Genomic DNA, 25,563 nt, shown 5'->3' on the forward strand with positions numbered 1-25,563 from the left:
AGTGCAATAACTTCAATATTTTTTGGTGTTTATTAAAAAAAACAAAATGAAATTTAAGAAAATAATTATCCTATTGCTTTTAACTATCGGGATATGTTCCTGCAAAAAGAATTATTTAGACGTTTCGAATGAACTTGCCGGAGGACTAAGTTCTACAGACGAGGTATTTGAAAATCCAGCCTATACACGTCGGTGGTATGCAAATATTCTTTCTGGTGTACCAGATTATTCGACCATTCCTTTTGTAGGGCTAACAGGATTTCACAACCCGTGGACAGGTTTAACAGACGAACTTAACGTTGGTTACGGCGACGTTAACAACTATGCTATCGCTCCAAAAAACTCCACAAATGTAAATTTTCATCGTTGGCAACCTGCTTATCAGCTTATTAGACAGGCCAATATCTTTCTAGAAAAAGCAAAACCTATCCCTGCAACAGGTACAGATGCAGATCAACTTGCTGAAGATGAATTTAATAAAATGAAAGCAAACGTACTATTTATGAGAGCGTATTATCATTACCTGCTTTTTGAACAATATGGTCCAATCCCTATCGTTACCAAATCATTAGCTACAACCGGGGATTTAGATTTGTTTAGACGTCCTATTGATGAGGTAATTGCTTTTATTGACAAAGAATTAGCTGATGTAATACCGCTATTGCCCCAAACTGCAATTACAGATGAGCAATATTTAGCAAACCCTACTAAAGGTGTTGCCTTGGCAGTGAGAGCCAAATTATGGATGTACGCGGCCAGCCCACTCTTTAACGGAGAATATGCCGAAGCATTAGCCTTGCAAAATTCAACGGGAGAGAAGCTGTTCCCTGCTAAAGATTTAAGTAAGTGGACTAAAGCTGTTACCGCCACAAAAGCGCTGATTACCTTTGCAGAAGAGGGGAATTACGAGTTATATAAAGCAACTACAGGTGGAATATTAGACCCTGAAAAATCTTTATATGAACTTTTTCAGGTTTATAACAAAGAAATTATTTGGGCAACTGCTAAAAATGGATGGGGAGGCATGAACAATGATTCATTTGATAGACGTTCAACTCCAAGAAGTGAGCCTAACGGCTTAGGAAGCAATGCTGTACTTCAAGAATTGGTTGACGATTTTTATATGAAAGACGGTTTACCCATTAAAAATACAGCTTTCCTTCCCAGCTCGCCACTATATTCAGAAACTGGCAAAAGCATGTACAACGGTGTAAACGTATTTAATATGTGGATTAACCGCGAACCACGATTTTACAATACTGTTTTCTTTGCAGGACGTAAATGGCACATCTCCAATAAAGAGATTAATTTCTACGTTGGCACTCCAAACGATAGAAGCGGTCAATCTACTTTAAGTGGCTATATGCTGTATAAACGCTTCAACAGAAAAGTACATAAAACAAGCCCTGGGATTGTTTCTGTTTTTAGGCCTTCTATTGTTTTTCGTTTAGCAGAGTTTTATCTTCTTTATGCCGAGGCTTTAAATGAGGTAAACCCATCAAGTCCCGATATTCTTAAATACGTGAACCTAGTGAGGGAAAGAGCTGGTTTACCTAAATTGGAAATTCTAAACCCATTGATTGTTAATAATCAAAATTTACAGAGACAAGCGATCAGAAGAGAATTTAGAGTAGAGCTTTGCACCGAAGGACAAAGATATTTTAACGTAAGGCGATGGATGATTGCAGAAAACGCTGTTGGAGATGGAGGCTTAAATGGAGATTTCCACGGCATGAATATGGATGGTGATGCCACCACCTTTTTCCAACGTACAAAAATACAAACTAGAGTTTTTGAGCGCAAACAATACCTTTACCCAATTCCTTACAACGAAATGGAGAAGACTAAAAACCTTGTTCAAAACCCCCTTTGGTAGGCTATTTAAAATAAAAAATGTTTAACCCAAAAGCTGGACTTAAAACTCCAGCTTTTTTTATGCATTATTTTTAACGGTTTTGTGGCAACTCCTTAGGTTTTAGAAAAATAGCAGTTATTCGAGCTGTTAGCAAAGCACATTCCGAATCAGGAATAATTCGGATTTACAAACCTCTGACAACAAATAAGTTAATAGCGGAATAGATAGATTACGAATCTATCACATTTTTAAGTTCAACATGGATTTGAGAGCAGCAGGATTTGGTTTAAAACAGCAACCGAAGCAAAAATAAAATAACGCAGGGTCCTCGAAAAGAGAGACCCTGCGTTAACATAAATGTTGATCTACACTTTAAAAATTGACTTTTAATCCGGCGCCGTTATTGGAGATTAGTAAGTTATAGCGGACTTCATTTTTACCAGTTTGCATTAAACCATTGTTGTAGATTAAGACAGCACTTTTGAGGTGCTTCACTCTTCCAAGTTCAAACGGAATAGACAATCCTAACAAAGCAGTAGCCGCACTAAGTGCTCCCCAATTGGGTTTGGATCTAGTATACCTACTAGTTAATTGATAACCGAAAATATAACCAGATGTGCATCCAAATACTATCGAAAAAATCAAATTAGTTCTCATTAATTTTATTTCGGCATTTGTTTCTGGATTTGACCTTAATAACTTATTTAATCCCTTGCCGTTACCTATGCTTTTGTCGCCCTTTAAATAAATAGTACCAAATACACCTTTTTTAATTTGAATAGTGTCTATTAATGGTTGAGCTTTAGAACAGCTGAGACAAAAAAACATTAAGCAGAAACCGACTATTAAATTTTTCCCCATCCTCTAAAATAAAAATAATGTTGTTTCAATAAATAAGTATTTTTTACAATATTTTCCACCTCTGTCCTTAGAGTTCAGCGAAGCGTCTCTAAGGATTCAAGAATAGAAAAGAGTCTCTGCCTCTTTAAACTAAATCACCACCGGATCCCGCATCTGCTCCAAAGCAAAAATAGCTTCATCAATAGTTTTGATACCCTCAATGGCAATCCTCAATGTATTTTTCACCTCTTTTAAATTTACATTACGAGGATTCTGTTGCGCAAAAGACAGTATCCTGCCAAAGGCTTCCGATTCAAAATACTTGGATTGTTTATCCGAGATAAAATAACCTCGCAAAACGCCTTTTTTCCAGCTGATTTTTTCTAAGCCGATTTCTTTACCGATCCATTGCAATTCAACGGTTCGCAATAAATCACGGACTTGCCGTGGGACAGCTCCAAAACGGTCATGTAGCTCTTTAGCGAAAGCATCCAACTGGGTTTGGTTTTCTATTTTAGATAATTCGGTGTATAAATTATAACGTTCCTGAATGTTGGTGACGTATTCATCCGGAATCATCAATTCCATATCCGTATCAATCTGCGTAAAGCTTACAAACGGACGAGGTTTGTCATCGGAAAATAGTCCCTTGAACTCGTCTTCTTTCAGTTCTTGGATGGCTTCGTCCAAAATTTTATGGTACATATCAAAACCAATTTCGGCAATGAAACCACTTTGTTCGGCACCTAAAAGGTTTCCGCTTCCTCGGATATCCAAATCTCTCATGGCAACATTAAAGCCGCTTCCCAAATCAGAAAACTCTTCAATAGCGCTCAGTCTTTTTCTAGCTTCAGATGTTAAAGTGGATAAAGGTGGACTCAATAAATAACAGAAAGCTTTTTTGTTGGAACGCCCAACTCTGCCTCGCATCTGGTGCAAATCGCTTAAACCAAACATATGGGCGTGATTGATAAGCATTGTATTGGCGTTTGGAACATCCAAACCTGCTTCAATAATGGTTGTTGCTACTAAAACATCATATTTACCATCAATAAAATCAAGCATCACATCTTCCAGCTTATCACCTTCCAACTGTCCGTGAGCAATTGCAATTTTAGCTTTTGGAACCAGTTTTTGAATTAATCCACCTAACTGACGTAAATCTGCAACACGGTTATGGATAAAGAACACTTGTCCGTCGCGGTCCAACTCAAATTCAACAGCCTCTTTAATTAAAGTTTCGTTAAAAACGTGAAGTTCTGTTTGTACTGCTTGGCGGTTTGGCGGAGGCGTTTGCATGATGGATAAATCACGAGCACCCATTAAAGAGAAATGCAAAGTACGCGGAATTGGCGTTGCGGTAAGCGTCAACGTATCCACATTGGCTCTAAATTGCTTCAGCTTTTCTTTAACAGAAACGCCAAATTTTTGTTCCTCATCAATAATCAGCAAGCCTAAATCTTTAAACTTTACATCCTTACTTACCAGCTTGTGCGTACCAATAATGATGTCCACTTTGCCGGCTTTTAAATCCTCTAAAGTATCCTTTACTTGTTTGGTAGTTTTAAAACGATTGATATAATCCGTACGGACAGGAAAATCTTTTAAACGTTCGTTAAAGGTTTTGTAATGTTGCATTGCTAAAATGGTGGTGGGCACTAAAATAGCGACTTGCTTACCATCCGTTGCGGCTTTAAAGGCGGCTCTGATTGCAATCTCTGTTTTTCCGAAACCAACATCGCCACAGATCAAACGATCCATCGGATTGGGCGATTCCATATCCTTTTTTACATCTGCTGTAGCCTTTTCCTGATCTGGCGTATCCTCATAAATAAACGATGCTTCCAGCTCGTTCTGCAAATAAGTATCGGGCGAAAACGCCATTCCCTCCTGCGCTTTACGAACGGCATAAAGTTTTATGAGGTCGCGGGCAATATCTTTAACTTTTTTTTTTGTGGTTTTCTTTAGCTTATCCCAAACATCGGTACCCAATTTATTCATTTTCGGCACCTGCCCTTCTTTGCCGGCGTATTTAGAGATACGGTTTAACGAGTTGATATTTACATACAGCAGATCGTTATCGGCGTAAACCAAACGAATCATTTCCTGCACTTTATCATTCACTTCTACTTTTTCTAAGCCGGCATATTTCCCAACTCCGTGATCAATATGGGTAATAAAATCTCCGGGTTTTAAATCACGAAGTTCTTTTAGAGTTATGGATTGCGAGCGGGTATAACCACGTTTCTGCTTATACTTATAATACCTGTCGAAAATCTGATGATCGGTGTAGCAAGCGATTTTTTGCTCATGATCAATAAAACCTTCCCGTATGGAAACGTTGATGGGCTGGAATTTGATTGCCTTATTCAAATCATCAAAAATGGCAAACAAACGTTCCTGCTGTTTTGATGAATCTGTTAAAATATAGTTGTCGATTTTTTGTTCTTCATTTTGCTGAAGGTTGTGCATCAACAACGTGAAGTCTTTATTGAACGAAGGTTGCGGACGGGCATCAAAATTAATGGTATCCGTAGCGTGATAAAAAAACTGCTTCCCAAATTCTATAATTGGATAATCATTTAGCTGATCTGCCAACATTTTATCATCCGTAAAAGCAAATTTTGGATCAATCCAATCTGGGTTTTGTTGTTTTTGCGCTGGCGATAGTGCTTTCCATAATTCGGATGCTTTCTTATAGCCCGATTTAATCACATCCAATGTAAATTGAACATCCTTAAACCAAACCACAGCATCTTTTTCAATAAATTCAAGCAAAGAAATATTACTTTCCGTCAAAAATTTAGCCTGTACATTAGGCACAATGGTAATGGATTTTACCTGCTCTACCGAAAGCTGACTCTCAATTTCAAAAGTACGGATGCTTTCAATATGATCACCAAAAAACTCAATTCGATATGGTAGTTCATGCGAAAACGAGAAAATATCTACAATACCTCCACGTACAGAAAACTGCCCAGGTTCATAAACAAAATCAGTACGTTCAAAATCGTAATCGATCAAAAACTCATTGATAAACTCAATGCTCAACTTATTATTGATAGAAATTTCTAGGGTGTTTTTCTCGAGCGCATTTCTGTCGATTACCTTTTCTGCCAGCGCTTCTGGGTAGGTAACAATCAGATTTCCGAATTCGTGGGTTTTACTCAGCTCACTTAAAACCTCGGCCCGCATCAATACATTTGCCGAATCTGTTTGGGTAAAATCAAAAGATTTACGGTATGACGATGGAAAAATCAGCACTTCTTTCTCCATCAAACTCTCCAAATCTGCCTGAAAATAATTGGCTTCTTCCCGATCCGGAAGAATGAAAACCATATTTCTATGGTTTAAAAAATAAGTTGAAGCAACAGCAAAAGCATCCAAAGAACCTATTAAGCCTTTCAATTGAATGCGTGAAGCTTTTTTTTGTAGCGCCTTGGTTAAACTGAGCACTCGCTCGTCTGTTTTATACTGCGCTAAAATTGATTTAATATTCATGAACACACAAATATAAACAATGGATTGTTAATTCTGTTTTAGCGAGTGGTTAAGGTACATTAATTCTAATCTGGCTAAACGGGACATGGGTATCAATAAAAAATTTATCTATATTGGCAATTAGCAGGTTTAACAAGCGCACCGGCTATGACAGTTAATTTAAATCTTTTTAGTTCCTCTTAAGTTTGAGATCTTTAGTTTTAAAAAGTGAAAATAATTTATAATACGACAGCTTAGATCTCCTTAAAAAGCCATAAACTATCAAAACCAACGTTAGTACATAGCTATTATAACCTTAAAATTTTAAAATAAATTATGAAACTATTAATGGTGTGCTTAGGCAATATTTGTAGATCACCTTTAGCCGAGGGAAGTATGCGACATTTAGTAAAAGAGAAGAATTTAGGCTGGCAAGTAGATTCTGCTGGCACTGGCGGTTATCATATTGGTAGTAAACCAGACCCCAGGTCTATAAAAGTGGCTAAGCGTTACGGAATAGACATCTCACAACAGGCAGCAAGAAAATTCAGTGCCGAGGACTTCAACCTTTTCGATCATATTATTGTGATGGACCAACAAAATTATAAAGATGTAGTGGCCTTGGCAGAAAACCCGGAGCAGGAGAAGAAGGTACGGTTATTAATTGTTAACGACATTGTGCCCGATCCCTATTACGATGATAACCTATTTGAACCGGTTTTTGAACTTATAACAGGTAATTGTGCAAAACTTTTAACTGATTTACAAAACACTAAGGCTTAGCTTTATTCTGTAAATCACTAATCAATGAAAAAATTAATTGTTTTGTTACTTGTGTTCTTAAGCGTAGGCGCTTATGCGCAAAAGGTTGAAAAAGACCTGACCTATTATTACTACTACGCAAATCAGGATAAATATTTCAACAATTATTTAAATGCTCGTAGGGTTTTCGACAGTAAGAAATTCGATTTTACTCTACCATCCTCTAAAGAAGCATTGGAAGAATTGCAGGATAACCAAAACAAGATTTTAAAAAACGCTAACAGCTATGCTACATTTTTAAACAAGTATGGAATGAAGGGTGCTGGTGAATATGCGGAATTATGGTTTAACCAGATGGAAACCTTAAAAATATTCATCAAAAAAAATCCGGAATTTTATCAATTAAGTGCGAAAGAGCGGCAAAACATCATTGATAAATGGTACTTCTCTGAAGTAGCTGCAAAATAAGGAAAGAGCCTTTTGGGCTCTTTCCTTATTAAAAATCTTAAACTAGTTTGAAGTTTTTGTTGGGCGTGTTTCCAGATTTGGTTCGCTTTTCAAATCAGAATATTGCTGATGCTCATCTCCGTTCTTTTCCTTAAAAGAACCCTCTCCCTTATCATCTAAATTTTCTTTTCTACGCTCCGACTCTTCTTTTGCTCGTTCAAACTGTTCGTCAGTGCGTTTGTCGTCGGTTTCCTGAATTGGACCCGATTCCCATTTCTTATTTTTAGCTTCCATAGCGATAAACTTATTTATAGGTATTCTACTATAAGTCAAAACCTCTGCCAAAATTAAATCCAACGCTAAGCTTCAATTTTTAGTTGTATGCTTTGCCCCATACCTTTTATCCCAAACCTTTTTTACTTGAGGGTAATTTGTCGCTTAATGCTTTCTTCTAAGGAGATAAAAGTTTCTGTGCGCTGTATCCCAGGGACAGCTTGTATCTCGTCGTTTAATACGTGGCGTAAATGACCGGTATCTCTACAAATAATTTTTGCAAACATGGAATAATTACCTGTTGTGTAATGCAATTCTACAATTTCTTTGATTTTTTTCAGCTCTGCCACTGCCTCATGATAAATAGAACCCTTCTCTAAATAAATCCCTAAAAAGGCGCAGATATCATAACCTACTTTTTGAGCATCTACAATAAGATTAGAACCTTTGATAATACCCATATCCTGCATTTTTTTCATCCTCACATGGATTGTGCCGCCAGAAACGATCAGTTCTTTGGCGATTTCTGTGTACGCAGTGGTAGCGTCGTTCATCAAAATCGATAATATGTCGATATCTAAATTATCAATTTCTAAATTAGTTCGCGTTTTATCACTCATGTTTTTATCGAATATTAATATAAAACAAGTATAAATAAAAAATTGGTAAAAATTAAAATATAATGTTGAAATATTTGCAACATATAGCTATTCCTCTTACATTTGTACTATACAATAAGTCAAAAGGGCAAGCTTTTTGATTATAATTGAAAAACAAATATACTGTAGGGTGGTGAAATTGGCAGACACACCTCCTTGTCTCGGTGGCGAAGGTTTGGAAAATAGCAGCAATGTGAAATAACCACTTCGTGTAGGTTCGACTCCTACCCCTACAGCCCTTTCGTTTAATTTAGGTTTATAATTGGTTAGTTTAAGCTCCACTCTCCCCGTTTGGAGCTTAACTGTTTTATAACCTTTTGGTTACGGCTCTTAACGAATCGCATCTCTCAAATAAAAAACATAGTATATACGGGCAAATAGAGTGCATTTAAGGGTCATATTTTATAAATTGATACTCAAATTGATGCCATTTTTAAGTTTTTTGGGTTTCAAAAAAGTACTTAGTGTATTTAAAAATTAAGCCGACTAGTTTCAGTCTATAGTAATTAGTCTTTTAATGATAGATTAAGAAGTACTGCTATTAGATGGCCCAAATGAACAAAAACTAAAAGAGGCTGAACATTGTTTTGTTCAGCCTCCCTTACAAGCTACTTATCTTACAAGCTACATGACAAAACACCTATTGTTATTGCCAAAATCCTTAAGAGAACAAGCTATAGCTCTATTTACCTAAATCTTTGATTCGTATATTTTTGAAATGAACCTCTGATCCATGACCTAGAAAACCAATATGTCCGATTTTTCTTCCTAAACCTGGATGTTGCTTTTTATCGAGTGTCCCATTTTTAGAAGCTTCCGCTATGTTTCCTTCTAGTATTACAGTTCCGTTTAAAGTCACCTTTATATTATTCCCTTTAATATGAATTTCCTCACTGTTCCACTCTCCAAGTGGCTTAAGATAACCTCGTTTAGCGGGGATAACACCATAAACAGAACCATGATATTGATAAACTGCTAAATTCTTATACTTATCCGCATCATTATCCAGTACTTGGATTTCCATACCTTCGTACGCTGCATCTCCGGTAAGAGGAGCTCGGATTCCAATTCCGTTATTTGCTCCAGAAGTCAAACGAAATTCAAAACGATATATGAAATCACTAAACTCTTCTTTGGTAAATAAGTTCCCTCCTGATCCTTTCGTTGGATAAATAGCCAAGGTTCCTTCGTTACTTACCGTATAAGATGTTGTATTACCCATCCATGAGTCTAAATTGCTTCCATCAAACAGTATTTTAAAACCTTCACCCTTCTCTTGCTCACTTAACTTAAAGATTTCTTTACGAGGGAGCTCTTTAATAAAAATATCTCTGTAATAAACCAAAGATCCATGTGCCTGAAGTTCGATCTGCTCAACGGGGAAAATAGACTGATTTCTGTCCCAGTAATTTTCCAAGGTAACCTGGTCCACAACTAACTCGCCGTTTAAATATACCGTTACCTTTTCTCCTACCATTGTAATCTTCATAGTATTCCACTCTCCCAAAGGATTATCAGCTACTTTAAGTGGTTTACTAGGATTCTGTTTATTATTGTACAAACCACCAGAACCCACTTGTGCCCCTACGTTTGTACGGGAAATATCCCATATCTGAACTTGAGGAGTTCCGCGTAGATACACACCTGCATCACCCTCTTTCCCGTCCTTATCGAGTTTCCAATCTACCAGCATTTCGAAATCTCCGTATTGCTTGATGGTTGCAATGTTATTCCCTTTGCCAGTAAACATCAAAACACTATCCTTAACTACCCAACCCTGGCGCATTTCTTCATTTGCTTTTGCCTGTTCTAGACCGAGTTCTTTGGCACTCATCTGGCTTCTTTTGATAGGGTTAGCCACCAAACCTTGCCAGCCACTTAAATCAAATCCATTGAATAGCGGAACATAGCTCGAACCTCGGGGCAACTCTATGATATGCTTTTTAATAGCTTCTTTATCATAGCTACTGTCGCCTCCTTTTAAAAGAGGGATAACTTTATTCAATAAGGCTTTTACTCCTTCTCCGTTATAACTGTTATTTGCCAAAGCGATCTCCATAGCTGTGTTGGCAGCTACTTCTCCCAAATCCTTATCATCTAAAAAAGAACTCGCAAACATCAAGGCATTATAGCTATCTGTTGATCCAATATTCTTCAAGATTAACTTTTTCTGCGCCTCCGTTCTCGCCACTTCCATCGCGTCGCGGTAGATTAAAAGCTTACGCTCGTCGTTAATATCTGCAGCTTCGGTTAAGCGGACTAAACCATTCAATACCAAACCAAACTGTGTAGGATTTTTTGTAGTTCTGCTCAAGTCAACCAAAGTCCAAAGTGCATCCTTATCTTTCCAATTTGAAAGCGCTGCTATTGCAGCATCATTTAGAACAGCATTACTGCTTTCACTTGATTGTATTGTAGCATCTAATGCTCTTTGTCCGCCCATGCCAGGTAAAATCTCCAAAAACTTAGCTTTTTTAAGATCATCAAGCGTGTTATAATATTTTAGAATATATTCGATATCCTGATCCTTACTGGAACTATACCGCACAGCATTTACAATAGCATCATTTACAAGCTTCTCATTTGTAGCTTGTCCATTATTTAATAGTGAAATTAGAACAGGTAAATCTTTAGATCTTGAAATTTGAGGAAGTGCTGTAAACGCAGCAACTTTCACTGTTTCATCTTTATCTTTCAACAAGGCGCTTATTGAAGAAAAACTATCGGAATATCCACGATGTGCAAGTATTTCAATAAGAAAAACCTTATTTTCTGGACTTGCTCCCGAAAGTGCACTCGTTAATAAAGCCGGAGTTTTCGCTCCTTTCATCGTTAAAAACGCTTCTTTCAAAGCAGGTCTGTCCACTGAGTTTCCTTTCTTCAATAGGCTTAGTAAGACTGGAGCAACTTCATCACCTCCTAATTTACCTAAGCCCGCAATAGCAGAAATACGCTCAGCATCATAGTTGCTCCTCAAAGATTTTTTAATGGCAGGAATAACTGATTTGTTATTACTTGCTCCCAAAAAAGTAATAATAGCAGGTTTTGCTTCTTTATCTGCTTTCTTCAGTGCTTTAACCCACGCTCTAATATTTCCTTGGTTTACAAACGGAGCAGCAAACTTTAACGCTGCAACTCGGTATTCGATATTTTTATCGCCGGCTGCCTTAATCAGCTCCGCGGTATAATCCTGACCGTGGATATCCGTTAGTACTTTTAAGGCTACAATACGGGAATGAACCTGGGAGTCGGCACCGGCATCCTTTATAAAATCGGAAGCTATTTTTTCTGCAAGCTTATTATTGCCATTTTTAACCAATACAGATGCATAGTGAAGATAAGATGCGGTTGCATCGGTTATATCATATAAATAACCTGATTTAAGCGCTGCATTTTTCAACGCATCAAATGAGCTTGGACCGCCAATATTAGAAAGTGCGTATAGAAGTACTTTTTGCAAATCCGCATTACCTTTTCCAAGGAGCGGTAACAGTGCTGATTCAGCCCCTGCATATCTCGTATCGCCCAAAGCCTCAATAACAGAAAGCAAGGCATTTCCTGTAGCCGAACTTAGCGCATCTAAAAGTGCTTTAGAAGCCGTAACCGATCCTATCCTTACCAATGCTCTTGAGACTTTTTCCGACAAATAATCATCTGTTAAATAAGAACTTAGAGCAGCAACAGCATCGTCCTTTCCGGCTTTTTGTAATAAAGAGATAATATATCCTTTATTGTCTTTGTTTACAACTTCCTTTAAAGCGGCACAAAGTCCTTGTACGTATTTTGCTCGTTGGCTTTCTTTTCCAGTTTGCATTACATAGAACGCATAGCTGTTTGTAGCATACTCAACTCCGGAGTTATCCTTTTTCCCGGGAGGAGCTAATAATTTAAGCATGGCAACAAAGTCAGGACTCTCGAAAGCCTCCATTTGCTCCATGGCGCCGTCCAGTTTTTGTTTGTTGAGGGCAGGGAGTTGAACAAGTAAATCGGCAATCTTTGTGGTGCTTGTCCGTTGATCAACCTGTTGTGCATAAACGGGTAATTGTAGTATAAAAATCGCTAGTATAAGCGTATATAATAATTTCTTCATTGTTTCTTTGATTTCAGCTAGATAAATAAAATTAGATAATCCACGGGCTCCGCATTGGCTGGTCAATTAACCGATTTGCAGCTTCATCATCGATAAACTGTTCTTTTACCGAATCGTATTTAAGAGATCTTCCTAACCTTAAAGCAATTTTACCCATATTCACCAAGGTGCAAGAGCGGTGACCATTGTCCTCGTTCAAAGCAAATTTCTGTCGATTTTTTACAGCTTCCACAAAGTCCGTTACTTGAGCTTCTGGCTCGGGAAATGAAGCTAATTTTTGTTCCATATTAGGTATATCAGATTTGAAGCCCTTAAATAACTTTCCATCTGGTCCATCTATATAGGGAACATTATCAATTTTACCTTCTCCGTCTAAAATCACTTTACAGCCATCTGCGTAGGTGTACACAATTTTACGCCAAACGCCTACTGCATCACTATGTTGCTGAGGCGCATCTACCTCTATAGAGATAGGGCTTTCATTATCTTTTCCTAAAAAATATTGAACCGGATCCAAATAATGCTGTCCCATATCTCCTAATCCTCCTCCATCATAGTCCCAATAGCCTCTAAAAGTTTGTTTAGTGCGATGATCGCTATATGGTTTGTACGGAGCTGGCCCGAGCCACATATTGTAATCAAGTTCTTGTGGAATAGGCTCTACAGCTAAATTATCTTTTCCAACCCAATAAAACTTCCAGTTAAAACCCGTATGCCGGCCAATGGTGACAGTTAATGGCCATCCTAGCATCTTTGAGTCAACCAGTTTCTTTATCTTTTTTACCGGAACATTCATTCCATAAAAGGTACCTTCAAACCTAAACCAAGTATTCAATCTAAAAATCCTATCGTACTGCTGTACTGCCTCTTTTACTCTTTTTCCCTCTCCAATAGTCCGCGTCATCGGTTTTTCACACCAAATATCCTTTCCGGCTTTCGCGGCATCAGCGGCCATAATTCCATGCCAATGTGGCGGAGTAGCAATATGGACAATATCAACCTCAGGCAGTTGGATAAGGTCTCTATAATCAGCAAACTGTTTAACGCCTTTACCAAGCTGTTGGGTTGCAAGCGCAAGCTGTCGCTTATCAACATCACATATTGCTACTGTTTTGGTTCCGGCATATTTAAAGTGGTTTCGCCCCATGCCTCCAACGCCAATAACTGCTTTAGTTAAATGATCGCTCGGCGCTAAATAACCCTGACCACCTAAAACAAAACGGGGTACAATTGTAAACGCTACTGCTGCAATTGCTGTTTTTTTTAGAAATTCGCGTCTAGAGTCTGTTTCTTTATTCATAATTAATTAATAATTGGTGTAACATAAATGTTTAAGGTGATGGCTCTCCTTAATAATATTTATAACTTGGGTAATTACTTGAGGTTTATACAAGCAACGAAGATGAAGTTAGATAATTAGTTTAATATTCGTATGGTTTTTCTTATCCGGGGGAATTCACAGAGATTGACTTTTACAAGAAACAGACTGCTGTTTAATTCTTTATTCTTCAACCCTGAATAATCTTTCGGTATAGTCAAGCAACTCGGCTCCACCCCAATTTCCATGACCTGGAATAACGATGGTCGGTTTTAATTTTTTCACCTTATTAATTGTTTTACTCCACTGTTTAAGATCAGCGTCTGCTAGGTTTCCTTTCGAAGCCCCTAACGCTTTCACCATACAGCCTCCAAAAAGCACTTTTTCTGCGGGGATATAGCTTACGATATTGTCAATTGTATGTGCTCCGCCGAAGTAGTAGTTCGCTGCAACATCCCCCTCAACATTTAAAAATAGTTTCTTCTCAAAACCATGTTGAGGAATTTCATATTGATGAGCTTTAGCTAAAACTACAGTCTTATTATTGGCGTATGATGGAATATTTAACTGGTGAAAAACTTGTAATCCGGCAAGGCAATCAGCATGAAAATGATTGACCACTAGCCCTATAATTTTCGCTTTCAAGCTATCTTGAATAATATTGATTAATACTTTGGTAGCCTCTTCACTAGCCGGAGTATCAAAAACAACTGCTTTATTCTCATTGATAAAAATCAATCCGTTACAAGAAACTCTCCCCCATTCTTGGGTTTGTAAAAATGATTCATGAACATATGTTCTCGGACTTATTTGGGTGATGTTAATTACGCTTCCTTGAGAAAAGCCATCTAAAAAAATCGTTAATAGCATAAAAAGACAAGAAGATATTTTAAGACTCATGTTGCAAACATCAGAAATTTACAGGAAATACTAAAGCTCTAAACAAAACTTGGTGAATTTTTGAACTGTAAAGAAGAAATTTATCTCAATCAAGGAACACCCATCGAAAAAAACCTACAATTTCTTATTGAGAAATAATAACTTTTATTTATTGGTTTCATTTGCTTATGTAGCAAATAAAAGCCAGTTTTGCCACTTTACAAAAGTATCTTATAGCTCTTACTTATCAATTTTTATGAAAAAAATCCTATCTACCTTTCTAGCATTGCTTTTTGCCGCGACTTTGTATTCGCAAACACCCAATTCCAACAATATTTTATTTGTAAATATTAACAACCCTAGCGGCAACGGTAGTGGTGACAGCTGGAACAATGCTATACCAGAACTCGCCGATGCTTTAAAATGGGCAAACGAAAACCGAAATGCCAACTTTTGGGACGTTGCTAACCCTTTACAAATTTGGGTAGCAGGTGGTATTTACAAACCGATGTACACCCCAGAAGACAACCAAAACTTTAACGCCAACCCGGTTGATCCACGAGACAAAAGCTTTCTTTTGGTTAACAACGTTCAAATTTACGGCGGGTTTGCAGGCTCAGAAACCACGTTATCGCAACGGAGCTTAAAACTAACAGCTAACACGAGTATATTGTCGGGCGATTTAAACGTTGCCAATGATGATACTGATAATGCTTACCATGTGGTAGTTAGTGCCGGAGGAGTTGGCACAGCTTTACTCGATGGCTTTAGTATTTACAGCGGTAACGCAGCCGGCGCAGGCAATATCGTTATCAATGCTAGAAACTTTAAAAGAGAAAACGGCGGTGGCATATATGTTCATTACTCCTCGCCAATGATTACAAACAATACATTTTCTGGAAACACAGCCAACTACGGTGGCGGACTTTTCAATAGCATTGGCGGAAATCCATCGATTACAAATTGCTTATTTACCGGTAATGTTGCCGCATATGGTGGTGGACTTGCTATTACTGGTGCAAGTTCTCCAGTTTTAACCAATGTTACCATATCTGGTAACAAAGCTCCTAACGGAGGTGGCATCTATAATCAAACATCTACACCGCTACTTAGAAACAGCATAGTTTTAGGAAACAATACTGGCGTTAGCAATGAGAACGGAACAACTACAACTAGTTATAGTTTAGTACAGGGCAACAGCGTTTTGGATAATGGCAATTTACTAGGCACTGGCGTTGCGTTTGCAGATATCTTTACAGCTCCTATAAATCAGAATACAGCACCATTTGTTGGTGGCGATTATACTTTAAAAAAAGGAAGCGGTTTGTTTAATGTAGGAGATGGAGTTCTGTTTGATGCCGGGAAATCTCCAGACATCAGTGCAATAACAAGCGATATCGCAGGTAATATCCGTGTTTTTGACACCAATATAGACTTAGGAGCTTATGAAAGTCCGATTATACAATTTACACCGACCAACAGTATCATATACGTAAAAAAAGGAGGTAGTGGCAATGGCTCATCATGGAGTAATGCCATAGGCGAACTAGCTGACGCCTTACTTTGGACAAATACCACTAAAAGCAATTGGACAAATAAAGTACTACAGATATGGGTAGCAGGCGGCACATACCAACCGCTCTACAGCCCAGAGGATGGACTTAATTTTGGCACAGACCAAGATACCGATAACGCTTTCCTTTTGGTAAACAATGTGAAGTTGTATGGCGGTTTTGCAGGTACAGAGACAGATTTGTCCCAAAGAGATTTGAGTTTAACCGCAAACGCCAGTATACTATCTGGCGATTTGAACAATAATTCAACAAAAGATTTAGCTGATGCTAAGCATCTAGTGGTTAGCGTAGACAATGTTGGGTTAGCAGAACTTAATGGATTTACGATTACTAATGCTTATACAAACTCGACGGTTACAGGAGATCTGAAAGTAGGAACAAAAAATATCGCAAAGAAACATGGCGCTGGCATATATAACTATTCATCATCACCAACAATCAACCATGTGCTTATTTTAAATAATGAAGCAGCCTTTGGAGGCGGAATGTATAATGTTTCAAGTTCTCCCATCATTTTAAATAGCATTTTTTCTGTTAATAAAGCCACTAATGGCGGTGCGCTCTCTAATAACTCTAATTCATCGCCCATAGTGATGAATTGTGTTTTTTCGGGTAATACCGGAAGTAATGGAGGTGCGATGGCTAACGCAACAAATTCTATCCCCCAAATAACAAATAGTGTCTTTTCTGGCAATAAAGCAACTAACGGATCCGCCGTACACAATAACACTTCACACCCGGTACTTTTACATACTACATTAGCCGGAAACCAAGGCAATGGTGTTTTATTTAACAATACTTCCTCTAATCCTCAAATAAAAAATAGCATCATTTATGGTAACAGTAGTGGAATTGTAAATAACAGTTCAACTCCTGTAATTACGAATAGTTTAGTTCAAGGCTATACTTACAGCACTGGAGATTTAAACAACTTATCTAATACCACCGATCCGTTATTTACAAACACACCAAGTTTTAATACAGCACCTTTTCTTGGTGGAGATTACGCGTTAAAGGTTAGCAGTCCCGCAATTGATAAAGGCGATAATAGTTTCGTAAATACAACTATAGATTTAGCAGGCAATCAGCGCATTAGGAACATCCAAGCCGACTTAGGTGCTTACGAACAGCAACAACTTGGGACAATTGTTGTGGCTACACCAGATGCAAACGGGATAGTATATGTTAAACCGGATGGCTATGGTACGGGTGCCAGTTGGACTAACGCTTATGGTGAACTAGCCGATGCTTTGGTAGCTGCCAAACAAAATACTGCAATACAATATATACATGTAGCCCGCGGTACTTACAAGCCAATGTATACACCACAGGACGGACAAAATTTCACGCCAAACCCTAGCAACGCAAGAGATAAAGCATTTCTTTTAGTTAACAATGTAAAAGTTTATGGTGGTTTTGCAGGGACAGAGACCTCATTAAGCCAAAGAGATTTAACGCTAACAGCAAATAAAAGTATTTTATCTGGAGATATTGGAACAGTAGCGAACACGGCAGACAACACTTACCACGTAATTGTTAGCGCCGGCGAAATTGGCACAGCCGAGTTAAATGGTTTTACCGTTACTGCTGCTAACGGTAATGATCTAGGGAGCTCCATCCTCATAAATAATAAACAGGCTCCTAGAAATTATGGTGGTGGAATGCTAAACACATCTTCTTCTCCATCCATTAACAAGGTTATTTTTGCCGCTAATAACTCTGGCGGTGGTGGTGGTATGAATAATACGGGTACCTCCCTACCAACAATCAGTCAAACAGTGTTTATGGAAAATACTGCTACTAATGGTGGCGGAATGGAAAACTCAGGACAATCTTCACCAACAATCACCAACACGCTATTTAGCGGAAACACCGCAAATCGGGGAGGAGGAATAAATAATGCCATATCATTGTTAACTACCATTACCAATACGGTGTTTTCTGGAAATAATGCTGCTCAAGATGGCGGAGCGATTTATAATCTAATGTCACCGTTAATAGTTACCAATTCAACTCTCTCTGGAAACAAAGCAAGCGGAAGTGGCGGCGGTATTTACAATGATGATGATTTCATTAATTACACTTTCCAAATTAGAAATAGTATCGTTTTAGGTAATAGTACCGGGATTTACCAAGAAATCCCTAATTCAAACCAAGAAATTAGCAACAGTTTAATACAAGGAGAGACCAGTAATGCAAACGGCAACTTAGACGCCACAGGTGTTACACCTACGCAGATTTTCAACAATGCACCCAATTTTACTACAGCTCCTTTTACAGCAGGAGATTATACTTTGGTAGAAAATAGTCTGGCAATCAATAAAGGAGATCAAACATTATTTGATACTGGCAAAACTCCAGATCTTTCGGGTATTACCACAGATTTAGCAGGTAACCCGCGTATTTTTGATAACGAGATAGATATGGGTGCTTTTGAAAACCAAACTGAAACAGTGCTACCAGTAACTTTAACCAGTTTTACGGTATCAAAACAAGTCAACAAAGCACTGATACAGTGGCAAACGGCTATAGAAACTAGAAACAAAGAGTTTGTTGTAAGTCGTAGCGCTGATGGATTAAACTTCACAGCATTAAATACAATCGTTGCTAAAGGGAATAACAGCAGTTACAATTACTCGGATTTTAACCCTTTTAACGGAGCAAACTACTACCGTTTGCAACAGCAAGATTTAGATGGAAAAATCGCAACTTTTGGTATAAAAGTATTGAGATTTGATTTAAGTGCAAGCAACGTAAGCGTTTACCCTAATCCAACACAAGAACAGCTTACCGTAGCCTATGCACCAGGTATTTATCAAACTTTAACCATAACTGATTTTTTAGGAAGCGTATTGTTGGTTAAAAAACTTGGCGCTAATAGCACTAATCAAGTAGTTTCTTTAACTGCTTTTAACGCAGGCACTTATTTCGTAAAATTAGCGGGTAAAGCTAAAGCCGAAGTTTTAAAAGTGATTAAGAATTAAAATTTTCAACACGTTCTTTCAAAATAGCTTAGCCTAAGGTTAAGCTATTTTTGTTTGTACTAGACAATACATTCTTTCTGGTTGAACCCGAGCTAGCGTCGATTTACTTTAAACAAAAAATCCACAAATATGTGGATTTAAAATATCTATAGCCTTTACACCATACGTTTAGATATCCAAACAATTCCCTGCCTTATAAAAAACAGAAGTTGACGACCTATGCAGAAATCCGGGCGACACGCCACTAAATGGCAATTCTTTAAAACCGTTCGCTTTCAAAAAATCAATCCCAGGTTTGTATTCAGTTCTATAAGAATCATCCAATACAATAACACCAGTATTGGTTAAAGCGTTTACAGCTTCTTTGCAGCAGTTCACGCGGTCTCTACCATCCACAATAATGATATCAAATTTTTGACCTAAAGAAACAGGCTTTTTACAATATTCGCCTCCCTCTTTTAGCGCACAAAAAATCATGTTGCTGTTTGCTGGTTTGCTTGCCACGATTTTGTTGTACCAATCTTGATCATGCTCTACAGAGGTTACCAAACCTACATGTTGCGCATAAAACCAAGTGGAGTTACCCGAACCGAATTCAAAAACGCTTTGTTCTTTTTTCAATCGCCCTTTGATAAAATCTAAGAAAGAATAAGTAACCCAGGGAATTGGATTTCCGTTTTCATCAACCGAAGATTTGCTTTCATAAGCTTTGTACCAACCAATCTGCTTCAGATAACCTTTGTGGTTTAAAGAAAGTAGCGATTTTAGTCGGGCTGGTTTTGATAAAAGCTCTAAAACTGAGGAAAATCCGTTCATTTGGTATTTATAAATTTCGGTTTAAATATAAGCGTTCGAAAATAAAATCTAATTTATTTCTTCAACAAAAAAGCTTTAAAATAATCAAAGTTATTTGCCATATCTACTTGGTGTTTATCTTTTTTATAAAGCTCCGCAACCTGTTCTGGCTCGTCGTATTTGATATTCAGTTCCTCAAAAACATCAGGAAATTTACATGGATGCGCCGTAGCTAAAACGATGTAAGCTGTTTTTTCGGTAACCGAAATCGTTTCTTTCAACTCTTTAACCGCTAAATAACCGGTTGCCGTATGCGGACAAAGCACATATTGCTTCGCATTGTAAACTTCGGTAATTGCTTGTTTAATCTGCTCATCGTTATAAGCGTAAGCGCTCAACATCTGTTTTAACTTTTCAATATCGCCATCAAACATATCCAAAATACGCACAAAATTACTTGGATCTCCAACATCCATTGCATTTGCCAAAGTTTGCACAGAGGGACGTGGCGTGTATTTGCCAGTACTTAAATACTGCGGAACAATATCGTTGCTGTTGGTTGCTGCGATAAACTTTTTAATAGGCAAACCCATCTTATAGGCAATCATCCCCGCTGCAATGTTTCCGAAATTTCCGCTTGGCGTTACAAATACCAAATCTTTGAACTCATTTTTAAGTTTAGCATAGGTATTTGCATAGTAAAACATCTGCGGAATCAAACGGCTGATGTTGATAGAATTTGCAGAAGTCAGGTTCAGTTTTGCATTCAACTCTTCATCATGAAAAGCTCTTTTAACCAAAGCTTGGCAGTCGTCAAAAGTCCCGTGTATCGCGATGGCTTCAATGTTGTTTCCGTTAGTGGTTAACTGTAGCTCTTGGATTAAACTTACTTTCCCTTTCGGATACAAAATCGTGACTTTAATCCCCGGAACATTTAAAAAGCCTAGCGCAACTGCACCACCTGTATCGCCAGAAGTGGCTACCAAAATCTGAATCTCTTTTTGTTCTTTCTGTAAGAAATGAGCCATCATCCTACTCATAAACCTGCCACCAAAATCTTTAAAAGCTAAAGATGGTCCGTGGAAAAGTTCCAATACAAAAGTATCATCCTGTAAAGGATATAATGGTGCATCAAAATTCGCAGCTTCATCTACAATCGCCTTTAAATTCTCTGCAGAAATATCATCTTTCAACAAAGTATAAGCTATATCAAATGCAATTTCTGGCAGTGATTTTTTATCCCAATTTTCCATCAAAGCTGTATCTATTTGAGGCAAAATTGTCGGCATATACAACCCCTTATCAGCCGGAAGGCTATTAAAAACAGCGGTTTCTAAATCAACTGATAAATTATGATTTTTGGTGGAGTAGAGTTTCATTCTTGTGTTGTGTGTTAGTGAGTATCGAGTAGTTAGTATCGAGTATCAAGATTCTTTTATTATGGCAACTTGTAAGTTAATTAGTATCGAGTAGTTAGTATCGAGTATCAAGATTCTTTTATTATGGCAACTTGTAAGTTAATTAGTATCGAGTAGTTAGTATCGAGTATCAAGATTCTTTTATTATGGCAACTTGTAAGTTAATTAGTATCGAGTAGTTAGTATCGAGTATCAAGATTCTTGTAGTATGGCAACTTGTAAGTTAATTAGTATCGAGTAGTTAGTATCGAGTATCAAGATTCTTGTAGTATGGCAACTTGTAATTTAATTAGTATCGAGTATCAAGATTCTTGAACCAGATAAGCTCTTGCTACTTGCTACTCAAATCTTGCTACTTAAACAAACCAGATAAACTCTTGATACTTGATACTAAATCTTGTTTCTGCAAAGGTTACAAGGTATCAAATTTATAAGCTCTCGATACTTGATACTAAAATCTTGCTACTTAAAGAACCACTGGTCCAGTTTCGTTAATTTCTGATAAATAAATATTGCTTTTAACACCTTTATCGGCTAACATTTTTTGAAGATTGGTGATTACTTTTTGGGCGTCATCTGGTGAGCGGTACAGCGAAAACACGGTTGGTCCAGATCCAGAAATACCAAAACCTAAAGCTCCGTTTTCCATGGCGTAGGTTTTCATATGATCAAACTCTGGAATTAAAATAGAACGTATTGGTTCTACAATCACATCTTTCAAGCATCTGCCTAATAAATCGTAATCATGCGTATAAAGTGAACTTACCAAACCAGCGATATTTCCCCATTGCGTTACCGCGTCTTTCAACAGAACTTTAGAACGGATAATTTGGCGGGCATCACGCGTTGGTACATCCACATGCGGATAAAGTAATGCGCAAAAAAGTTTAGGGACTGGTAAAGCAATCACTTCTAAAGGCTCGTAACTTTTAATCAGCGTAAATCCACCAAATAAAGCTGGTGCAACATTGTCCGCATGTCCGTGTCCGCAAGCCAAAGCCTCACCTTCCATGGCAAATGGCAAAAGTTCCAATTTGGTCAATGGCTTTCCCAGCAATTCGTTTGCAGCAAATAAACCTGCAACCGCACTCGCCGAACTTGAGCCTAACCCACTGCCCATGGGCATTTTTTTGGTAAGTTTTAGTTCAAAACCAACATCTTCCCTACCCAAGTGTTTTAGTAGACTAATTACGCTGGCACTTACCGTATTCTTTTGCGGGTCTAAGGACAGTTTACCTTCGTCGCCATTAATAGACAGAATTCTAACACCCGGTTTATCCGAGGTTTCCATCCACAGCTCATCACCAGGTTCGTTAACTGCAAAACCTAAAATATCAAACCCACATACAACATTTGCAACAGTTGCGGGGGCAAAAACTTTGATCGATTCCTTTTTCATTATGCCTCATCCTAAATCCTTCTCCGAGGGAGAAGGACTTGCTTATTTTATGGTTTGTTTGGAGGTCGCCACTTGACTTGACTTCCCCTAATTTAAACCCAGTTCTATTTCATTTTGGGCGTTTTAACGGGCTTTCCGTTGTATCTTTTTTGTCTTATTCTTCGACTCCCTCTTCGACTCCGCTCAGAGTGACGGTTCTTAGAATGACAAAAAAAGGATGTCAATCAATCCCTAACGCAAAATCTATATTATTCTATAATTCGCCTTTGTAAAACTTTCTACTTTGAACTTTAGACTTTCTACTTTAAACTTCAAGTCTTACTTCGCTCCTACCTTAACCAAATCAGAGAAAACGCCAGCAGCAGTCACCGCGGCACCTGCACCTGGACCTTTAACTACCATTTGGGTTTCATTGTAACGCTCTGTAGTAAATGCGATAATATTATCACTTCCAGATAAACTGTAGAAAGGATGATCAGCACCAACGGCTTGCATACCTATCTCCACTTTTCCGTTTTCTAACTTACCAATGTAACGCAGTACTTTCCCCGCTTTTGCCGCATCATTTTTCATCTGCTCAAAATAAGCGTTCTCATTTTTAAGCTCCTGATAAAAATCGTCAACACTTGTAGCTTTTGCACAGCTTTCGGGAATAATAGCGCCTAATTTCACATCTTCAGCTTCGATTTTGAAACCTGCGTTACGGGCCAAAATCAGCATTTTGCGCATAAAATCTATTCCTCCTAAATCGTCTCGTGGATCTGGTTCTGTGTAACCTTTTTCCTGTGCCATCTTTACCACATCGTGGAAATTGGCATCGCCCTTAAAATTATTAAAAATGAACGAAATAGTTCCGGATAATATCGCTTCAATCTTGGAAATCTTATCTCCGCTGATGATTAAATCATTTAAGGTTTTGATAATGGGCAAACCTGCGCCTACGTTGGTTTCGTAATAAAAATCTACTCCATGTTTTTGAGCAGTCTCTTTTAGCTCAGCGAAAGCGGCGTATTTACCAGAATTGGCAATTTTATTACAGGTTACCACAGAAATACTCGCCTCAAAAACTTCTTTATAAAACTTTGAAGGATTTGGACTGGCTGTATTATCAACAAACACACAATTAGGAAGGTTCAGCGCTTTCATTTGGGCAACAAAATTGCTCAAATCTGCCTCTTCATCGGCATTAGCCAAATCTTCCTGATAAGTATTTAAATCGATCCCATTAGCGTCGATCAACATTTTTTTAGTGTTGATTAGGCCTAAAACCTGAATATTGATTAAATTATTTTTTGCTAGAAATTCTTTATGCTCATTAATCTGACGGAAAAGTTCTTTACCGATATTGCCCACGCCAACCGCAAAAACGTTCAATGTTTTCTGCAATTCTGCAAAGAAAGCATCGTGTACCGCGTTTAATGCTTTAGATAAATCATCATGCGGGATGATTACCGAAATGTTAAATTCTGAAGAACCTTGTGCAATGGCCACAACGTTTACACCGTTACGACCCAAAGCATTAAAAAGCTTACCCGAAATACCCGGTGTCTTTTTCATATTCTCGCCAACAATGGCCAAAACAGAAAGATCAGTCTCAATTTTTACAGGTTCTAATTTACCGGCAAGCAACTCCAGTTCAAACTCCTGCTCAATCAAAGCTTTCGCTTTTAAAGCGTCTGCTGGATTAACCGCAAACGTGATGGAATGCTCAGAAGAAGATTGGGTAATTAATATAATATTTACCTGCTCGCGGGAAAGTAAAGTAAACAAACGACCGCTAAAGCCTGCTTTGCCCACCATTCCACTACCCTGAATATTGATGATACTGATATGATCTACAGAAGAAATTCCGCGGATAGTAGTTTGCGAAGGCTTTAAATCATGTTTGATAAATGTACCTTCAAAATCGGGGTTAAACGTATTCTTGATTACAATGGGAATCATTTTTAAAAACGCAGGAATCATAGTGGGTGGGTAAATCACCTTTGCACCAAAAAATGAAAGTTCCATGGCTTCGGTATAAGAAAGTTCTTCCATTGAAAAAGCCTTCTTCACTCGGCGAGGATCTGCGGTCATCATCCCGTTCACGTCTGTCCAAACTTCAATTTGCTTCACATTCAAAGCTGCACCAATAATTGCAGCAGTGTAGTCACTTCCTCCTCTACCCAAAGTAGTAATCTGATCTTGGTTATTACTTGCTATAAAGCCGGTTACTACAACTAAATTCCCCTGTTCGTGGCTAAAATAATCCTGAACAAGATGGTTTGTTTGGTTAAAATCTACTTTCGCGTTTCCAAAAGCACTATCCGTTTTAATAATTGTAGTTGCATCTAAAAATTCTGCTTCTGGCTTTACGCTTCGTAAAATACGGCTCAGCATAAATGCCGAACTTTTTTCTCCAAAACTCACAACGGCATCTTTAGTTTTGGGGCTCAATTCTTTTAAAGCAGCGATACCGTTCAAAACATCCTCTAAAGCCTGGAAATATAATTTAAGTTTGGTGATTACCTGATTTTGCTGTTGTAAGGCAACCAATTCTTTGACCACCGTAAAATGCCGTTTTTCCAATTCCGCTAAACCAGCAGAAAAATCATTTCCAACTACGGCATCGTCTGCCATTTTCAGCAATTGATTGGTTACGCCACCCATTGCAGAAACCACCACAATAATCTGTTCTTTCTGATCTATGTTAGTTTTAACAACAGCAGTCAATGCCTTTAATGCTTCTACGGAACCTACGGATGTTCCCCCGAATTTTAGAATTTTCATCTTTGAATATTAAAAAAAAGC

At 38.0% G+C, this 25,563-nt stretch carries 15 protein-coding genes and 1 tRNA gene; 5 read left to right on the plus strand and 11 right to left on the minus strand.

Going from position 1 to position 25,563, the window contains the following annotated elements:
- Positions 1–46 precede the first annotated feature (46 nt).
- Entirely contained in the window at positions 47–1,876 is a 1,830-nt protein-coding gene (locus tag B176_RS0117560; RefSeq protein ID WP_017260147.1) for a RagB/SusD family nutrient uptake outer membrane protein, read from the plus strand.
- Between the two features lie 351 nt (positions 1,877–2,227).
- On the opposite strand, the gene B176_RS0117565 is transcribed toward B176_RS0117560, so the two are convergent.
- On the minus strand, positions 2,228–2,716 hold the full coding sequence (locus B176_RS0117565; protein ID WP_017260148.1) for a hypothetical protein: 489 nt from the start codon (positions 2,714–2,716) through the stop codon (positions 2,228–2,230).
- 129 nt (positions 2,717–2,845) lie between these two features.
- The gene (mfd, locus tag B176_RS0117570) at positions 2,846–6,196 is read right to left on the minus strand and encodes a transcription-repair coupling factor (protein WP_017260149.1); all 3,351 of its coding nucleotides are present in this window, start codon (positions 6,194–6,196) and stop codon (positions 2,846–2,848) included.
- A 315-nt stretch (positions 6,197–6,511) separates the two neighbouring features.
- Between mfd and B176_RS0117575 the strand changes: the two genes are divergently transcribed.
- Together B176_RS0117575 and B176_RS0117580 are read left to right on the plus strand one after the other, a co-directional pair.
- Positions 6,512–6,958, plus strand: coding sequence for a low molecular weight protein-tyrosine-phosphatase (locus B176_RS0117575; RefSeq protein ID WP_026063431.1), 447 nt, complete (start codon positions 6,512–6,514; stop codon positions 6,956–6,958).
- 24 nt (positions 6,959–6,982) lie between these two features.
- A complete protein-coding gene (locus B176_RS0117580) occupies positions 6,983–7,405 on the plus strand; it encodes a hypothetical protein (RefSeq protein ID WP_017260151.1) in 423 nt (140 codons plus the stop codon).
- 42 nt (positions 7,406–7,447) lie between these two features.
- Here the strand turns inward: B176_RS0117580 and B176_RS0117585 are convergent, their stop codons facing one another.
- Together B176_RS0117585 and B176_RS0117590 are read right to left on the minus strand one after the other, a co-directional pair.
- The gene (locus B176_RS0117585; protein WP_237739852.1) at positions 7,448–7,741 is read right to left on the minus strand and encodes a hypothetical protein; all 294 of its coding nucleotides are present in this window, start codon (positions 7,739–7,741) and stop codon (positions 7,448–7,450) included.
- 59 nt (positions 7,742–7,800) lie between these two features.
- Entirely contained in the window at positions 7,801–8,277 is a 477-nt protein-coding gene (locus B176_RS0117590; protein WP_017260153.1) for an Lrp/AsnC ligand binding domain-containing protein, read from the minus strand.
- A gap of 163 nt (positions 8,278–8,440) precedes the next feature.
- On the opposite strand from B176_RS0117590, the gene B176_RS21085 reads away from it, so the two are divergent.
- Positions 8,441–8,552 (plus strand) — tRNA-Asp (locus B176_RS21085).
- A 446-nt stretch (positions 8,553–8,998) separates the two neighbouring features.
- Here the strand turns inward: B176_RS21085 and B176_RS0117595 are convergent.
- The 3 genes from B176_RS0117595 to bla form a co-directional block, all read right to left on the minus strand.
- Positions 8,999–12,406 (minus strand): DUF1080 domain-containing protein, encoded by a 3,408-nt coding sequence (locus B176_RS0117595; RefSeq protein WP_017260154.1) that lies wholly within the window; start codon positions 12,404–12,406, stop codon positions 8,999–9,001.
- Between the two features lie 31 nt (positions 12,407–12,437).
- Complete coding sequence (locus tag B176_RS0117600) at positions 12,438–13,706, minus strand: Gfo/Idh/MocA family oxidoreductase (protein WP_017260155.1); 1,269 nt, start codon at positions 13,704–13,706, stop codon at positions 12,438–12,440.
- Positions 13,707–13,907: 201 nt separating this feature from the next.
- Positions 13,908–14,624: a subclass B1 metallo-beta-lactamase gene (bla, locus tag B176_RS0117605; RefSeq protein ID WP_083852754.1), complete on the minus strand. Its 717-nt coding sequence runs from the start codon at positions 14,622–14,624 to the stop codon at positions 13,908–13,910.
- A gap of 235 nt (positions 14,625–14,859) precedes the next feature.
- On the opposite strand from bla, the gene B176_RS21660 reads away from it, so the two are divergent.
- Positions 14,860–19,161 carry a choice-of-anchor Q domain-containing protein gene (locus tag B176_RS21660; RefSeq protein WP_017260157.1) on the plus strand — a complete coding sequence of 1,434 codons (4,302 nt, stop codon included), beginning with the start codon at positions 14,860–14,862 and terminating at the stop codon, positions 19,159–19,161.
- 168 nt (positions 19,162–19,329) lie between these two features.
- Here the strand turns inward: B176_RS21660 and B176_RS0117615 are convergent, their stop codons facing one another.
- The 4 genes from B176_RS0117615 to thrA all read right to left on the minus strand — a co-directional run bounded on the left by B176_RS0117615 (position 19,330) and on the right by thrA (position 25,542).
- Complete coding sequence (locus B176_RS0117615) at positions 19,330–19,977, minus strand: hypothetical protein (protein ID WP_017260158.1); 648 nt, start codon at positions 19,975–19,977, stop codon at positions 19,330–19,332.
- 53 nt (positions 19,978–20,030) lie between these two features.
- Positions 20,031–21,335, minus strand: coding sequence for a threonine synthase (gene thrC / locus B176_RS0117620; protein WP_017260159.1), 1,305 nt, complete (start codon positions 21,333–21,335; stop codon positions 20,031–20,033).
- A gap of 505 nt (positions 21,336–21,840) precedes the next feature.
- Entirely contained in the window at positions 21,841–22,773 is a 933-nt protein-coding gene (locus B176_RS0117625; protein ID WP_017260160.1) for a homoserine kinase, read from the minus strand.
- Positions 22,774–23,091: 318 nt separating this feature from the next.
- Positions 23,092–25,542 carry a bifunctional aspartate kinase/homoserine dehydrogenase I gene (gene thrA, locus B176_RS0117630; protein WP_017260161.1) on the minus strand — a complete coding sequence of 817 codons (2,451 nt, stop codon included), beginning with the start codon at positions 25,540–25,542 and terminating at the stop codon, positions 23,092–23,094.
- Between the last annotated feature and the right edge of the window lie 21 nt (positions 25,543–25,563).

Source organism: Pedobacter arcticus A12 (assembly GCF_000302595.1).
Lineage (GTDB): Bacteria > Bacteroidota > Bacteroidia > Sphingobacteriales > Sphingobacteriaceae > Pseudopedobacter > Pseudopedobacter arcticus.

What these genes read in the sequence shown, in the direction of transcription:
- B176_RS0117560 (WP_017260147.1), top strand. Translation starts at nt 47, where the DNA reads ATGAAATTTAAGAAAATAATTATCCTATTGCTTTTAACTATCGGGATA.
- B176_RS0117565 (WP_017260148.1), bottom strand. Translation starts at nt 2,716, where the DNA reads ATGGGGAAAAATTTAATAGTCGGTTTCTGCTTAATGTTTTTTTGTCTC.
- mfd (WP_017260149.1), bottom strand. Translation starts at nt 6,196, where the DNA reads ATGAATATTAAATCAATTTTAGCGCAGTATAAAACAGACGAGCGAGTG.
- B176_RS0117575 (WP_026063431.1), top strand. Translation starts at nt 6,512, where the DNA reads ATGAAACTATTAATGGTGTGCTTAGGCAATATTTGTAGATCACCTTTA.
- B176_RS0117580 (WP_017260151.1), top strand. Translation starts at nt 6,983, where the DNA reads ATGAAAAAATTAATTGTTTTGTTACTTGTGTTCTTAAGCGTAGGCGCT.
- B176_RS0117590 (WP_017260153.1), bottom strand. Translation starts at nt 8,277, where the DNA reads ATGAGTGATAAAACGCGAACTAATTTAGAAATTGATAATTTAGATATC.
- B176_RS0117595 (WP_017260154.1), bottom strand. Translation starts at nt 12,406, where the DNA reads ATGAAGAAATTATTATATACGCTTATACTAGCGATTTTTATACTACAA.
- B176_RS0117600 (WP_017260155.1), bottom strand. Translation starts at nt 13,706, where the DNA reads ATGAATAAAGAAACAGACTCTAGACGCGAATTTCTAAAAAAAACAGCA.
- bla (WP_083852754.1), bottom strand. Translation starts at nt 14,624, where the DNA reads ATGAGTCTTAAAATATCTTCTTGTCTTTTTATGCTATTAACGATTTTT.
- B176_RS21660 (WP_017260157.1), top strand. Translation starts at nt 14,860, where the DNA reads ATGAAAAAAATCCTATCTACCTTTCTAGCATTGCTTTTTGCCGCGACT.
- B176_RS0117615 (WP_017260158.1), bottom strand. Translation starts at nt 19,977, where the DNA reads ATGAACGGATTTTCCTCAGTTTTAGAGCTTTTATCAAAACCAGCCCGA.
- thrC (WP_017260159.1), bottom strand. Translation starts at nt 21,335, where the DNA reads ATGAAACTCTACTCCACCAAAAATCATAATTTATCAGTTGATTTAGAA.
- B176_RS0117625 (WP_017260160.1), bottom strand. Translation starts at nt 22,773, where the DNA reads ATGAAAAAGGAATCGATCAAAGTTTTTGCCCCCGCAACTGTTGCAAAT.
- thrA (WP_017260161.1), bottom strand. Translation starts at nt 25,542, where the DNA reads ATGAAAATTCTAAAATTCGGGGGAACATCCGTAGGTTCCGTAGAAGCA.